This is a genomic window from Streptomyces avicenniae (assembly GCF_000719135.1).
Lineage (GTDB): Bacteria > Actinomycetota > Actinomycetes > Streptomycetales > Streptomycetaceae > Streptomyces > Streptomyces avicenniae.
In genome coordinates this window covers 152,202-166,904 of record NZ_JOEK01000002.1, presented here as the reverse complement: position 1 = coordinate 166,904, position 14,703 = coordinate 152,202, and the positions used below count along the sequence as shown (strand labels likewise).

Below are 14,703 nucleotides of genomic sequence, written 5' to 3'. Positions count from 1 at the left end.
GTATGAGGTACCGCCCCAGCAAGCGGCTCAAGAAGACCGCCATCGGCACGGGAGTGACGCTCCTGCTCGCCGGGATGAACCTGCCCGCCGCCCTCGGCTTCGCCCAGGACCGGCTGCACGAGTACCGCATATCCCGGCCCGAGTACATGGCCCAGTACGGCTCCTGGGACGTCATGGACGTGCCCGACGAGTTCCGCACCAACGCGATCCACGCCGCCCTGCTGCGCACCGGCAAGGTGCTCCTGATAGCCGGTTCCGGCAACAAGCAGGAGGAGTTCGACGCCGGGACGTTCGAGTCCATCCTGTGGGACCCGGCGGACAACTCGTACAAGAAGGTCGAGACGCCCGACGACCTCTTCTGCGCGGGCCACGCCGCCCTCCCCGACGGCCGCCTGCTCGTCGCGGGCGGCACGGCGCGCTACGAGGTGCTGGGGGACGCCGTGACGCACGCGGGCGGCGCGATGCTGCTGAAGAACGAGGACCCCGACCGCGAGCACACCTTCCCCAAGGGCACCCGCCTGCGCTCGCCCGACGGTCTTGAGTACCTGACCGAGACGGACGTCACCGTCCCCGCCGCCGCCAAGAAGGCGGGCGAGGACGGCGAGGTCACCGTCACGGCCGCCGAGGCGCGCGTCTTCGTCAGCGCGGCCGAGGAGGGCGAGGAGTACGTGACGGACGCGCCCGCCCAGTACGCCGTCGCCGGGCTGAAGGGCGCCGACGCCCGCAACGTCTACGGCATGGCCGAGGAACTCACCCTGGACGACCAGGACTTCCAGGGCATCAAGGCCGCCTACGAGTTCGACCCCGAGGCCGAGCGGTACGTCCCCGTCGCGCCGATGGAGGAGGCACGCTGGTACCCGACGCTGACCGCCCTGCCCGACGGCCGCGTCCTCACCGTCTCCGGGCTCGACGACGTCGGCGAGGTCGTGCCAGGACTCAACGAGATCTACGACCCGGAGACCAAGACCTGGTCGGAGGCGCCCGACCGCTACTTCCCGACCTACCCGGCCCTCTTCCTCACCCAGGGCGGCGAGCTGTTCTACACCGGCGCCAACGCGGGCTACGGACCGGCGGACGAGGGCCGCGAGCCCGGCCTGTGGGACCTGGAGACCAACACGTTCACCGAGGTCGGCGGCCTGCGCGACGCCGACCAGCTGGAGACCGCCGCGTCCCTCCTGCTGCCGCCCGCGCAGGACCAGCGGTTCATGGTCCTGGGCGGCGGCGGGGTCGGCGAGTCGGAGAAGTCCACGGCCCGCACCGCCGTCATCGACCTCACCGAGGAGGACCCGGCCTTCCGCGACGGACCCGACCTGCCGCAGGGCACCCGCTACCTCAGCAGCGTGATCCTGCCCGACGACACGGTCTTCACCTCGGGCGGCTCGGAGGACTACCGGGGCCAGGGCGACAGCGACATCCTGAAGGCGCAGTTCTACGACCCGGAGAAGAACACGTTCCGGGCCGCCGCCGCGCCCACCGTCGGCCGCAACTACCACTCGGAGGCGCTGCTGCTGCCCGACGGGCGCGTGGCGACGTTCGGCTCCGACCCGCTGTTCGGCGACCGCGCCAACACGCGGATGGGCACCTTCGAGGACCGCGTCGAGATCTACACGCCGCCCTACCTCCAGGGCGACCGCGCCGAGAACCGGCCCGTCCTCGGCGCGGGGCCCGACACGGTGGCCCCCGGCGGCACCGCCACCTTCGCCACCGAGGACGCCGCCCGCGTCGCCGAGGCCAGGCTGATCCGCCCGAGCGCCGTCACCCACACCACCGACGTCGAGCAGCGCTCGATCCGGCTCGGCGTCGAGGCGGGCGAGGGGGAGGTCACGTTCACCGTGCCCGACGACCCGTCCCTCGTGCCGCCCGGCTGGTACATGCTGTTCGTCACCGACGCGGAGGGGACGCCGAGCGTGGCGACCTGGGTGCAGGTCGGGTAGCGGCGGCACGCGCGACGACCGCGCGGCGGCGCCGTGAGATCACGGCGCCGCCGCGCGGGCCAGTTCGAGCGCGTACTCCGGCCACCACTGCCCGGCGGCGGGGCCGCCCCTGCACTCGCCGTCCGACTCGCCGGGACGCTTCACCCACAGCAGCGCGTCCGTCAGCGCGTCGCCCGTGTCGGCCGTGGGCGGTGTGCCCAGCGCGCGGCCCGGCGGGTTGCACCACGACTCCTCGCCCCCGTCGAAGGGCCCGTTGCCGTTGCGGCTCGTGTCGATGACGAAGTGCGCGCCGCCCAGCAGCTCCGACAGCGCGTGGCCGTACACCGTGTTGTCCGACAGCGTCTGGAAGTTGGCGACGTTCAGCGCGAAGCCGTCCGCGCCCCCCACGCCCGCGCGGCGCAGCGGCTCGGCGATCTGCGCCGGGTCGGCGATCCAGTCGGGATTGCCCGCGTCGAGATAGACCCGCGTGTGCGGCTGCTCCTTGAGACGGTCCACCGCCCCGGCCAGCGCCGCGAGCCGGTCCTCGACGTACATCGGCGCCGTGCAGCCGTCCACGACGTGCGGCACCGCGTCGGGCTCCAGCACGACGACGGCGTGCGCGTCCCCGATGCCCTCGGCCAGCGCGTCGATCCACCCCGCGTACGCCGCGTCGTCGCGCGCGCCGCCCTGCGAGTACTGGCCGCAGTCACGGTGCGGGATGTTGTACGCGACCAGCACGGCCGTCGTGCCCTCGGCGGTCGCCGCCCCCGTCACCTCCCGCGCCCACGGCCCCGGGTCCTCCTCGCCCGGCGCCCAGTGCGCCAGCGGCCGGTCCGCGATCCGGCGCAGCACCTCCGCGTCGTCCCCGCGGCCCGCTGCCTCCCACTCCTCGGCCTGCCGCGCCGCCGGACTGCCCGGATCGACCCAGAACCGCTCCCCGGCCTCCCCGGCCGCCGCCCCGCCCCCCTCCGGACCGTCGGGGGCGGCGTCGCCACCCGAGGAACAGGCCAGCGCGAGGACCGCGCAGCACAGGACGGCGGAGAGCGACGATCGACGCAGCATGACGCCATCGTGACACGGCGTCACCTTCGGTCCGTGGACGTCGCGCCGGTCAGCGCCTCTCACCTCCGTTCACCTTCGTTCACCTCCGTTCCAGGTACCCCTTCATCGCCCTGTGCAGCGTCCTGTTCACCGCCCCCTCCAACGGCAGCTCCCACTCGCCCAGCATCTCCACCGCCTCGCCGCCCGTCCCGAGCTTCCACCGCACCAGCCCGAACGGCCGCTCCTGCGGGTCGAGCGTGTCCGGGATGCCGCGCATGTCGTACACCGAGGCGCCCATCGCCCGCGCGTCGCACAGCATCCGCCACTGGAGCGCGTTGCTCGGCCGCACCTCGCGGCGGTGATCCGCCGAGGCGCCCGTCTGGTACCAGACCCGGTCACCGTCCGGGGCGCGCAACAGCGTGTGCGCCGCGAGCAGTTCGCCCTCGTGCCGCGCCGTGTACAGCTGCATCGTGCCCGGCACGTCGAGGTTCAGCGCCGCGTACTGCCGCTGGTAGTACTCCAGCGAACGCCCCAGCCTGAAGCCGTCCCGCCGCTCCGTCACGCCCAGCAGCGCGTGGAACCCCGGCAGGTCCTCGGGGCCCGCCACCTCCGTCCGTACGCCCGCCTTGGCCGCCCGCTTCACGTTGCGCCGCCACTCCTGGCTCAGCCCCGTCCACAGCGCGTCCCGGTCCCGCCCGGCCAGCGGCACCTCGAACACCAGCCGCGGCTGCGCGTCCCCCGCGCCGCCGCCGTCCTCGCCGCAGCGCGTCCAGCCCGCCTCCCGCAGCCGGTCGGCCACCGCCGCGCCCAGCGGCTCCACCAGGTCGGGCAGCACGTCCCCCACGCGGCGGCCGGGCCCTGTCGCGTCCTTCAGCGTCCGCGCCGACCACCGCCGGTACGCCAGCGGCGGCCCCATCCGTACGGTGAACGCGCCCGACTCCCGCAGCCGGTCCAGCAGCGGGCCAAGCCACCGGCCGAGGTCGGGCGCCGACCAGTCGATCACCGGCCCCTCCGGCAGGTACGCGAACCACCGCCGCAGCCCCGGCACCTGGCGGTACAGCACCAGCGCCGCGCCCACCAGCCGCCCGTCCACCAACCACCCCAGGCTCTCGGCACGCCACCCCCGTTTCACCGCGGCCCAGGCCGGGGACTGGAGGAAGCTGACCTGCCCGGCCGTGCCCCCCGCCCACAGCCGCCGTTCGCCGAGGAACGCGAGATGCTCGGCCGACGTCAGCGGGACGAGCAGCGGGTGCGCGTGCCCCTGGCCACGTGTCGGGGACGACGGGCGGGTGATGGTCATGTCGGACACGGGACTTCCCTCCGCGGTGGCGGCCGGACCCGAGAGCCCGGGGGCGGGCCCCGGACGAGGCCCACTCGCAAGCCCTCACGTCCGGCACCCCCGCGAGGTGACAGAGAGATTCACGACAGGCTCCCGGCCCGCCCGGCGGCCCGCCCCCCTGGCACAATCACCTGCTCATGGGGAAGCACAGCAGACGCGGCGCGACGGCTCCCCCCGTCGCCGCCGTGACCGGGCGGCCCGGGGGGTCCGGCCGACACGCCGGACCGGCCGAGGAGGAGGCCGAGCCGTCCGGCTCGCCCGGCAGGGGAAGCGCCATCATGGCGCTCGGCTCCCTCGTCTCGCGTGCCACGGGCTTCGTGCGGACGGCGGTCGTCGTCGCCGCCCTCGGCACCACGCTGCTCGGCGACGCGTTCCAGATCGCCAACACCGTCCCCACCATCGTCTACTTCCTGATACTCGGCGGCGCCCTCAACTCGGTCTTCGTCCCCGAACTGGTCCGCGCCCGCCGCACCCACGCCGACGGCGGCGTCGCCCACACCGACCGCCTGCTGACCGCCTGCCTCCTCGGCCTGCTGCTGCTCACCGCCGCCGCCGTCGTCGCCGCGCCCTGGCTGGTCACCGCCTACGCGCCCGACTTCACCGGCGCGCAGCGCGACCTCACCGTCGCCCTCGCCCGCTACTGCCTGCCGCAGATCCTCTGCTACGGCCTGTTCACGCTGCTGGGGCAGGTGCTCAACGTCCGGGGCCGCTTCGGCGCGATGATGTGGGCGCCCGTGCTCAACAACGTCGTGGTCGTCGCCGTCTTCTGCCTCTACCTCGCGATAGCCGGGGACGTCACCACCGCAGGGGAGATGACCGACCGGCAGGCCCTGCTGCTCGGCCTCGGCAGCACGGCGGGCGTCCTCGTCCAACTCCTCGCGCTGATACCCCCGCTGCGCGCGGCGGGCTTCCGCTGGCGCCCCCGCCTCGACCTGCTGCACGCGGGGCTCGCCGCGCCGCTGCGCGCCGCCGTCTGGACGGTCCTGCTGGTCCTCGTGAACCAGCTCGCGCTGTGGGCCGTCACCAGCCTCGCCACCTCGGCCGCCGTCCGCGCGGCGGCCGACGGCGTCACCACGGGCGTCGGGTTCGCGGCCTACACCAACGCCTACCAGCTGTGGGTCGTCCCGCAGGGCATCATCACCGTCTCGCTCGGCACCGCCCTGCTCCCGCGCATGAGCGCCGCCGTCGCCGACGGCACGCCGCGCAAGGCCGGGGCCGACCTGTCGTGGGGCCTGCGGCGCAACGCCGTCGCCGTCGTCCCCGCCGCCCTCGTCTTCCTCGTCCTCGGACCGCAGCTGACCGGCGTCATCTTCCAGTACGGGCAGACCACCGAGGCGGACGTCCGCGTCCTCGCCTGGATCCTCACCGCCTTCGCCGCCGGACTGCCCGCGTTCGCCGCCCAGTACCTCGTCGCCCGCGCGTTCTACGCCCTCGGCGACACCCGCACCCCTTTTCTGCTGAACCTCGTCATCGCCGCCGTCCAGGCCGGGCTCGCGGCCTGCGCGTACGTGGCGCTCCCGCCGCGCTGGGCCGTGGTCGGCATGGCGGGGGCGTACGCCGTCGCGTGCACGGTCGGCCTGTTCTGCACGAGCCGGGCCCTCGTACGCCGCATCGGCCGCTGGCCCGGCACGCTCGGCACGCACGTCCGCACGGCCCTGGCAGCCGCGCCCGGCGCCGTCGCGGCGCTCCTGGTCGCGGAGCGCTGCACGGCCCGCCTCGGCGAGGGCCCGGCGGGCGACCTGGCCGGGCTCTGCCTGGGCGGCGCCGCGCTCCTGCTGTCCGTCCTGCTGCTGGCCCGCCCGCTGCGCGTGCCGGAGGTCGGGGAGATGCTCGCGCCGGTGCTGCGCCGCCTGCCCGGCCGCCGGGGGTGACTTCCCCATGACCGACGCGCGCGAGGAGTTCGAGACCTTCTACCAGGCGACCGCCGCCCGCCTCGTCGCCGCCGTCTACGCGGTCACGGGCGACCTGGGCGAGGCGGAGGACGCCGTGCAGGAGGCGTACGCCCGCGCGTGGCAGCGCTGGGCGACCCTCACGGCCGACGGCGACCCGGCGCCCTGGGTCCGCACCGTCGCGCTCCGCCTGGCCGTCAGCTCCTGGCGCAAGGCGCGCAACCGGCTGCGCGCGCACTCCCGGCACGGCCCGCCGCCCGACGTCTCGGCGATCGCGCCCGACCACGTCGCGCTCGTCGCCGCGCTGCGGGCGCTGCCCACCGACCAGCGCACGGCCGTCGTCCTCCACCACCTGCTCGACCTGCCGGTCGCCCAGGTCGCGCACGAGACCGGCGCGTCGGACGCGGCGGTCCGCACCCGCCTCAGCCGCGCGCGCAAGGCGCTGCGTCCCGAGCTGGCCGACGACCCCGACGGCGGCGGACGGCGGCGGAAGGGGGTACGCGCCAGGTGAGCGTCCCCCACGCGTCCTCCGCGCGTCCCGCCAGGCTCCCCGCCCCGAGAAGAGGTGGCATCCCCCGATGACCGACCACGACAGTCCCGACGAGGGGGCTGACCTCGGCGCACGGCTGCGGCAGCTCGCCCGGGACGTCGAGCCCGCCGTCCTCCTGCCGGGCGCCGACGCGGCCCGCCGCCGCGGCGAGCGCCGCCGCGCCCGCAGACGCGCCGGGACGGCCGCCGGGTCCTTCGTGCTCGCCGCCGCGCTGGCGGCCGGGACCTGGCAGTTCGGGCCCTGGCGCCCGGGGGCGGGGGAGCCGGTGCCGCCCGCAGCCGAGGACGTGCACGTGCCGTCGCCGCCGCCCCCGGCGGGCCTGCCCTGGGACGACCGGTTCGGCTGGCGCCAGACGGCGCCGGGCGAGGAGGACCCCGAGGTCGTCACGGGCTGGCGGGACAAGTGCGCCTGGCCGATCGGCCGACCGCAGGCCAGCGGGGAGACGCGCTTCTACGAGGGCAGGGACGGCGCCGTGGCCCTGTGGGAGACGTACGTCTACGAGTCGAGCCTCGATGCGGAGGAGGCCGCCGAGAAGGTGCTCGACGAGGGCAGGTGCGCGTACGGCGCCCGGACGACCGGTGACCAGGAGTACGGCCCCGGTATCGCCGACACCGGCGCGGAGCCGGGCGAGCCCGGCTCGGCCCGCGTCTACACCCTGCTCGACGGCAACAGGCTCGGTGTCCTGCGCATCATGGTCGGGACGCCCGAGCAGGCCGCCACCCCGAAGGAGTTCTCCTACCCCTACGTCCCCAGTCCTGACGACGGCAGCGCGGACTGCCTGAGCGAGATGATGGGCGACTGGGCCACCACCGGCTCCTGCGGCCACGTGCCCTGACCGCGGCCCGGCGACCGCGCCCGGGACGGCCGTGGCGCGCGCCGTGCCCGGATCGTCCGGAAGGTGCCCGCCCCTCGGCCCACGGACGGCATTCGTATGACCAGCCGGTAGGGTCGCTGGCGTGTCCAAACCGCTCAGCCTTCCCTTCGACCCGATCGCCCGCGCGGAGGAGTTGTGGAACCGCCGCTGGGGCTCCGCACCGGCCATGGCGGCGATCACGTCGATCATGCGCGCACAGCAGATCCTGCTCCACGAGGTGGACGCCGTGGTCAAGCCGTATGGACTGACGTTCGCCCGGTACGAGGCGCTGGTCCTGCTCACCTTCAGCAAGAAGGGTGAACTGCCGATGTCCAAGATCGGCGAGCGCCTCATGGTCCACCCGACGTCGGTGACCAACACGGTGGACCGCCTCGTGCGCTCAGGGCTGGTGACCAAACGCCCCAACCCGAACGACGGGCGCGGCACCCTCGCCTCGATCACCGACGAGGGGCGCACCGTCTGCGACGCCGCCACCCGCGACCTGATGGCCATGGACTTCGGCCTCGGCGCGTACGACGCGGAGGAGTGCGGCGAGATCTTCGCCCTGCTGCGCCCGCTGCGCGTGGCCGCGCTGGACTTCGACGCCCCCGCGGCCGGTGACGGCGCGGGCGTCCCGGGAGCCCCGGGGGCCGGGGGGCCCGGCGAAGATCGCCCCGAATGACCGGATAGGCTCGCCGGCATGAAGCGGAGTGTGCTCACGCGATACCGGGTGATGGCCTACGTCACCGCGGTCATGCTGCTGGTCCTGTGCGTCAGCATGGTCTTCAAGTACGGCTTCGACCGGGGCGAGGACATCACCCTCGTCGTCTCCCAGGTCCACGGGCTGCTGTACATCGTCTACCTGATCTTCGCGTTCGACCTGGGGCAGAAGGCCCGCTGGTCGTTCGGGAAGCTGCTGTGGGTGCTGGTCTCCGGGACGATCCCGACCGCCGCGTTCTTCGTCGAGCGCCGGGTGGCGGCCGAGGTCGAGCCGCTGGTCGAGGCGCCGGAGGAGGAGCCCGTCGGGGTCTGACCCCGGCGCGTCGCCCCCTGATCCCCGGAGACCCCGGGGGTCGCGTCCGGCGTGTCCCGGCCGGGACGTTCGACAGATAGTTGGACGTCCAAGTAAATTGGTGGCATGGACGCAGACGCCATTGCCGCGGGCCGCCTTCGCTGGCAGGCCCGCTTCGACGCGGCCCGCACCCGGGACGCCGACTTCACCACACTCTCCGGCGACCCCGTCGAGCCCGTGTACGGCCCACGCCCCGGCGACACCTACGCCGGGTTCGACCGCATCGGCTGGCCCGGCGAGTTCCCCTACACCCGCGGCCTCCACGCGACGGGCTACCGCGGCAGGACCTGGACCATCCGCCAGTTCGCCGGATTCGGCAACGCCCGGCAGACCAACGAGCGTTACCGCAGCATCCTGCGCAACGGCGGCGGCGGCCTGTCCGTCGCCTTCGACATGCCGACGCTGATGGGCCGCGACTCCGACGACCCCCTCGCCCTCGGCGAGGTCGGCCACTGCGGCGTCGCCGTGGACTCCGCCGCGGACATGGACGTCCTCTTCGACGGCATCCCGCTCGGCGAGGTCACCACCTCCATGACGATCAGCGGCCCCGCCGTCCCCGTCTTCTGCATGTACCTGGTCGCCGCCGAGCGGCAGGGCGCCGACACCGGCGCGCTCAACGGGACGCTCCAGACGGACATCTTCAAGGAGTACATCGCCCAGAAGGAGTGGCTGTTCGGCCCCGAGCCGCACCTGCGCCTCATCGGCGACCTCATGGAGTACTGCGCGCGCCACATCCCCGCGTACAAGCCGCTGTCCGTCTCCGGCTACCACATCCGCGAGGCGGGCTCCACGGCGGCGCAGGAGCTGGCGTACACCCTCGCCGACGGCTTCGGGTACGTCGAGCTCGGCCTGTCGCGCGGCCTCGACGTGGACACGTTCGCGCCCGGCCTGTCGTTCTTCTTCGACGCGCACATCGACTTCTTCGAGGAGATCGCCAAGTTCCGCGCCGCGCGCCGGATCTGGGCCCGCAGGATGCGCGACGTCTACGGCGCGACGAGCGAGCGCGCCCAGTGGCTGCGCTTCCACACCCAGACCGCCGGTGTCTCCCTCACGGCGCAGCAGCCGTACAACAACGTCGTGCGCACGGCCGTCGAGGCGCTGTCCGCCGTCCTCGGCGGCACCAACTCGCTGCACACCAACGCCCTGGACGAGACGCTCGCCCTGCCCAGCGAACGCGCCGCCGAGATCGCGCTGCGCACCCAGCAGGTGCTCATGGAGGAGACCGGCGTCACCTCCGTCGCCGACCCGCTCGGCGGCTCCTGGTACGTCGAGCAGCTGACCGACCGCATCGAGGCCGAGGCGGAGCGGATCTTCGAGGAGATCCTGGAGAAGGGGCGGCGGGCCGTCCCCGGCGGGCGGCACCCCGTCGGGCCGATCACCTCGGGGCTGCTCGCGGGCATCGAGGACGGCTGGTTCACGGGCCGGATCGCGGAGGCGGCGTTCACCTACCAGCGCGCGTTGGAGAAGGGCGACAAGCGCGTCGTGGGCGTGAACGCGCACCGGGAGTCGGTCACCGGCGACCTGGAGATCCTGCGCGTCAGCCACGAGGTGGAACGGGAGCAGGTCCGCGCCCTCGCCGCTCGCCGCGCGGCCCGGGACGACGCCGCCGTACGCGCCGCGCTCGCCGCGCTGCTCGCCGCCGCCAGGGACGGCGGCAACATGATCGTGCCCATGCTGGAGGCCGCCCGCGCCGAGGCGACGCTCGGCGAGATCTGCGGCGCCCTGAAGGAGGAATGGGGCGTCTACACCGAGCCGCCCGTCTTCTGAGCCGCCCTCCGGTACGCCAGGTCCCGGGGTGCGTACCCGATCCGTGCCCGAAGGGGGGAGACTGGTGCCATGCAGCCACGCAACATGTCCATGAGCGGAGCCGTTGACCTCTCCGCGGTGAAGGCCGCCGCCGAGGCCCGGCAGAAGGCCGAGCAGGCGCGGGCCCAGCGCGCGGCCCAGCCGGAGGGCGGGCAGACCCCCGCCGCCGTGCGGCTCGTGATCGACGTCGATGAGGCCGACTTCGAGCAGGAGGTGCTCCAGCGCAGCACCGAGGTGCCCGTCGTCATCGACTTCTGGGCCGAGTGGTGCCAGCCGTGCAAGCAGCTGAGCCCGGTCCTGGAGCGGCTCGCGGAGGAGTACGCCGGACGGTTCGTGCTCGCCAAGATCGACGTGGACAGCAACCAGATGCTGTTCCAGCAGTTCGGCGTCCAGGGCATCCCGGCCGTCTTCGCCGTGATCGCCGGCCAGGCGCTGCCGCTCTTCCAGGGCGCGGCGCCCGAGCCGCAGGTGCGGCAGGTGCTCGACCAGTTGATCGAGGCGGCCGAGCAGCGGTTCGGCATCGTCGGCGCGCCCGTCGATCCCGAGCAGGCGGCGGCCCGTGAGGCCCAGGGCGCCCCCGAGCCGGTCGCCGAGCCCATCGACCCGGTGCTGGCCGCCGCGCACGCGGCGCTCGACTCCGGCGACCTCGGCGGCGCGATCCAGGCGTACGAGAACGTGCTCGCCGGGAACCCGGCCGACGAGGAGGCGAGGATCGGCCTCGGGCAGGCCAGGCTCCTCGACCGTGTGCGCGACGCCGATCCCGAGCGCGTGCGCAAGGACGCGGCCGAGCGGCCGGGCGACGTCACGGCCCAGCTCGCCGTGGCCGATCTCGACCTGGTGGGCGGGCACGTCGAGGACGCGTTCGGGCGCCTCGTCTCCACCGTCCAGCGCAGCGCGGGGGACGACCGGGACACCGCGCGGGTGCGGCTGCTCGAACTCTTCGACCTGGTCGGTCCCGACGACCCGCGGGTGATCGCGGCCCGCGGCGCCCTGGCGCGCGTGCTCTTCTGAGCCACGCGTCCCGGCCGCTTTCGCCTCCCTCGCCGTCAGGTGGCCGCGATTCACCGGGCTTTACCAAAACTTGGTAATCGCGGCCACGTCCACCTGGGGCGACCTGTCGCTCAGGTGTCCGAGGCGTTAGGCCCCTTTGATAGGCGTCCGTCCTCTTTGGCGCGCGCGTGCGGCGGATCCCGCCCACCGGGACGGCCGTCCCGGGCGGCCGGTTATTTTACCCGCAGGTAACCAACCCCTTGTGTCCGGGCGCCAGATGGACCACGATCGGCGGGGTCGGGGGTGCCACGTCCCCGCTCCGGAACAGGGGGGTTCCCGCCGCTGCGGGACCTGTCCCGGAGGGCCGCGCACACCGGCGGCCCGTGGCTGGCGCCGGTGTGCGGACCGGCGGCATCGCGCTTCTCCTCTCCAGGCGCCGGACGGCTTGCGGAACCACGGGCTCTCCGGGAGCCCCGGGGATGCTTGTCCGAAAAGGAGGATTCTCATGGAGTCTCAGGCTCGCGGCGGCACCAGATGGCGGCGGTTCGGTCTGGTCATGGTGCCGAGCGTGGCCGCCACAGCCGCCATAGGCGTCGCCGTCAGTTCCGGTGCCCTCGCCACCTCGCTGAGCATGTCGGGTGACGCGTTCAAGGTGCGCCTCGCGCGCCTCGAAGGCGAGGGGTTCGTCCAGTACGGCACGGTGATCACCGCCGCCGGGGAAGGCGAACGGGCGGTCGCCGTCTCGGCGTTCGACCACGCCGAGATCACCGACCTGTGTCAGTCGGTCGTCATCTCGCTCCCGGTCGTCGGCGACATCACCCTGCGGATCACCGCCGGGGCCGACGGCGATCCGGTGCTGGCGGACAACCTCTTCATCGACGTGGCCCAACTCGACGCCGACGCCACGTTCAGCAACATGCGGATCGGCGTCAGCACCGGATCGACCGGCCGCATCCGCGACGGTGACGGGAGCGCCCGTTCCGACTCCTTCGCCCAGGAGGCCGAGGGCGCCGTCCTCACCGACGTCGAGCAGATCGCCTACGGCACGTCGGCCGGGACGTTCACCCTCTCCGACCTGAGCCTCAGCCTGCACACCGGCGACGACGACGAATGCTTCTGACGGGCCGATGACCCGCGTGCCGGGGCGGCGGACGCCACCGTTCCCGTCCCTGCCCCGGCCAGGGGGCGGAGGCGCCCGCGCACGGCGGGTCCGGCCGCCGTATCGTGCATCCCGCTACTGAACGCGCCACCAGGGGAGTACGTACTGTGACTGTCGAAGCCGAAGACCGGCCAGCCGCTTCGCCGTTGCGCAGAGGCCGCGTCGCCTTCCGGAACTTCCGCTGGCGGCGGCCGTTCTGGGCGGGCCTGTACGTCGGGACCGCCGGTGTGCCGATCCTCTGGCTGCCCTACGCCAACCTGACGCTCGGCCAGCTCAACGTGCGGATGTCCACGACGGCCGGTGCCAGCGCCGTGGTCATCGGCGTGCTCCTCATCGTGCTCGGGCTGACCATATGGTTCCAGCCGCATGTGCGGATATTCGCGGGTGTCGCGGCCATCCTGCTCTCCCTCGTCTCGCTCGTCGTCGCCAACTTCGGTGGCGGGCTGATCGGTTTCCTCCTCGGCATGGTCGGCGGTGCGATGAGCGTCGCCTGGGTGCCGGGGACACCCCTGCCCGCCGCGGGGGACGTGGCCCCCGCTCCCGCCCCCGCCGCCGCGTCGGCCCCGCCCGCCCCGCCCGCGGCCGTGCCCGGCCTGGTGCCGCCCGCGCGCGTGCCCGGCACCGGGAGCGCGCTGGCGCGCTTCGGGGGCGCCGTGCCCAGGGGCGGCGGACGGCCGCCGGGGCATCCGGGGAAGGACGGCGACCGTGCCGAGTGAGGACATAGCCGCGACGGCCGCCCGGCGGACGCTGCGCAGCCGGCTGCGGACGCCGGTCGGCAAGGCGATCGCGCTGGCCGCGATGCCCTCCGCCGCGCTGCTCGGCATCGGCATCGGCTCGCCCCTCGCCAAGGCGGAGCCGCAGCCGCCGAATCCGTTCCAGGACCGGCCGTGCGTCGAGATGCCGGACGGCGCGGAGCCGGAGACCGACGGCGCGGCGGAGCAGGGGCCGGAGCAGGAGCCGGAGCCGGAGCCGGAGTCGGACCAGGGCGCGGCGGACGCGCCGGACGCGGACGCCGACCCCGATCCCGACCCCACGGCGCCGGTCGATGAGGCGGAACCCGACGAGCGGCCCGTCGAGGACACGGGGCCCACGGAGGCCACCGGGAGCCGGGCGCCGGGGCCGGAGGACGCCGCCGCGCCCGAGGACCGGCCGGAGGACACCGGTGAGCCGTGGGACCCGCTGGGCCTCGGCCAGGGCCTGTCCGACCTCGGGCACGCCGTCGGCGACCTCCTCACGCCGGGGCGCGGCGCCGACGGCGGCTCGGGCGGCGGCACCGACGAGGGCGCCACGCCGCCCCCCGCCGCGCCGTCCGAGCCCGGCCGCCCCGAGGATCCGGCGGAGACCCCCGAGGACCCGGCGGACGAGCAGGGCTCGGGCGACCCGGGGCTCCCCGAGGAGCCCGCACAGGGCGCCCCTGACGACACCGGGGCGGACGAGACGTCGGGCACGTCGGGCACGTCCGGCACGACCGGCAGCGGCGGCGAGGACGACGCCACGCCCGCCGACCCGTTCGCCCCCGACGCGCAGGGCCGCCTGCCGTACCCGTGCCCCGAGGAGCGCAGCGTCCCCGGCTCCGACGAGGCCCTGCCGGTCGTCCTGCCCGACGAGGGCTGGTACCTGGAGGCGACCTACCTCACCCTGCGCGGCCTCGACTACGAGGGCGTCGTGAACGTGACGACGGCGGGCGGCGGCACCAAGCAGGCCCTCAAGTTCACGGCCGACCAGCTCGACGTCGGCGACCTCCACCAGATCGTGGACGGCGAGGGCGCGCTGCGCTACCACGTCGGCACCGCCACCGGCTCCAACTCGACGTTCAGGAACGGCCGGGTGACCATGTACACCGAGCGCCTCGAAGGCAATCTCTTCGGTGTCATCCCCATCGTCTTCGACCCGGAGCACGAGCCGCCGCTCGACATCGCGTTCGCCTTCTTCACGGACGTCTTCGTCCACCAGGCGGGCCAGTTCGGCGGTGACCTCACGCTGCACGGCATGGAGATCTACACCACGGAGGACGGCCCGACGGTCCCCGGCGGCGGTCGCGGCACCGCCCAGGACACCGGCGCAGGCGCGGGCCCCGGCTGACGGCCCTCC

At 74.3% G+C, this 14,703-nt stretch carries 12 protein-coding genes and 1 pseudogene; 11 read left to right on the top strand and 2 right to left on the bottom strand.

The window, feature by feature from the left end; all coding sequences use genetic code 11:
- Positions 1–2 precede the first annotated feature (2 nt).
- Positions 3–1,934 carry a radical copper oxidase GlxA gene (gene glxA / locus IF27_RS04785; RefSeq protein WP_052848065.1) on the top strand — a complete coding sequence of 644 codons (1,932 nt, stop codon included), beginning with the start codon at positions 3–5 and terminating at the stop codon, positions 1,932–1,934.
- Between the two features lie 39 nt (positions 1,935–1,973).
- Here glxA and IF27_RS04780 read toward each other — a convergent pair whose 3' ends face one another.
- Together IF27_RS04780 and IF27_RS04775 are read right to left on the bottom strand one after the other, a co-directional pair.
- Positions 1,974–2,975, bottom strand: a complete 1,002-nt coding sequence (locus IF27_RS04780; RefSeq protein WP_052848064.1) for a glycoside hydrolase family 6 protein — start codon at positions 2,973–2,975, stop codon at positions 1,974–1,976.
- Positions 2,976–3,054: 79 nt separating this feature from the next.
- Complete coding sequence (locus IF27_RS04775) at positions 3,055–4,254, bottom strand: lipid II:glycine glycyltransferase FemX (protein WP_110945609.1); 1,200 nt, start codon at positions 4,252–4,254, stop codon at positions 3,055–3,057.
- A 176-nt stretch (positions 4,255–4,430) separates the two neighbouring features.
- Between IF27_RS04775 and murJ the strand changes: the two genes are divergently transcribed.
- From murJ to IF27_RS04725, 10 genes and pseudogenes are all read left to right on the top strand, one after another.
- Positions 4,431–6,164 (top strand): murein biosynthesis integral membrane protein MurJ, encoded by a 1,734-nt coding sequence (murJ, locus tag IF27_RS04770; RefSeq protein WP_110945553.1) that lies wholly within the window; start codon positions 4,431–4,433, stop codon positions 6,162–6,164.
- Between the two features lie 7 nt (positions 6,165–6,171).
- On the top strand, positions 6,172–6,693 hold the full coding sequence (locus tag IF27_RS04765) for a SigE family RNA polymerase sigma factor (RefSeq protein WP_052848061.1): 522 nt from the start codon (positions 6,172–6,174) through the stop codon (positions 6,691–6,693).
- A gap of 67 nt (positions 6,694–6,760) precedes the next feature.
- Positions 6,761–7,567 carry a hypothetical protein gene (locus IF27_RS04760; protein WP_052848060.1) on the top strand — a complete coding sequence of 269 codons (807 nt, stop codon included), beginning with the start codon at positions 6,761–6,763 and terminating at the stop codon, positions 7,565–7,567.
- A 121-nt stretch (positions 7,568–7,688) separates the two neighbouring features.
- Positions 7,689–8,195, top strand: a pseudogene (locus IF27_RS04755) (MarR family winged helix-turn-helix transcriptional regulator); the annotation flags it as partial.
- 90 nt (positions 8,196–8,285) lie between these two features.
- Positions 8,286–8,618: a DUF3817 domain-containing protein gene (locus tag IF27_RS04750; RefSeq protein ID WP_052848058.1), complete on the top strand. Its 333-nt coding sequence runs from the start codon at positions 8,286–8,288 to the stop codon at positions 8,616–8,618.
- A gap of 105 nt (positions 8,619–8,723) precedes the next feature.
- Positions 8,724–10,424 carry a coenzyme B12-dependent isobutyryl-CoA mutase large subunit gene (locus IF27_RS04745; protein WP_052848057.1) on the top strand — a complete coding sequence of 567 codons (1,701 nt, stop codon included), beginning with the start codon at positions 8,724–8,726 and terminating at the stop codon, positions 10,422–10,424.
- Between the two features lie 69 nt (positions 10,425–10,493).
- Complete coding sequence (locus IF27_RS04740) at positions 10,494–11,474, top strand: tetratricopeptide repeat protein (protein ID WP_052848056.1); 981 nt, start codon at positions 10,494–10,496, stop codon at positions 11,472–11,474.
- A 484-nt stretch (positions 11,475–11,958) separates the two neighbouring features.
- On the top strand, positions 11,959–12,573 hold the full coding sequence (locus IF27_RS04735) for a DUF6230 family protein (RefSeq protein WP_052848055.1): 615 nt from the start codon (positions 11,959–11,961) through the stop codon (positions 12,571–12,573).
- A gap of 185 nt (positions 12,574–12,758) precedes the next feature.
- Entirely contained in the window at positions 12,759–13,328 is a 570-nt protein-coding gene (locus IF27_RS04730; RefSeq protein WP_223290918.1) for a DUF6114 domain-containing protein, read from the top strand.
- Positions 13,318–14,694, top strand: a complete 1,377-nt coding sequence (locus IF27_RS04725) for a hypothetical protein (RefSeq protein WP_052848053.1) — start codon at positions 13,318–13,320, stop codon at positions 14,692–14,694. Before IF27_RS04730 ends, IF27_RS04725 begins: the two co-directional genes overlap by 11 nt.
- The last annotated feature ends 9 nt before the right edge of the window (positions 14,695–14,703 follow it).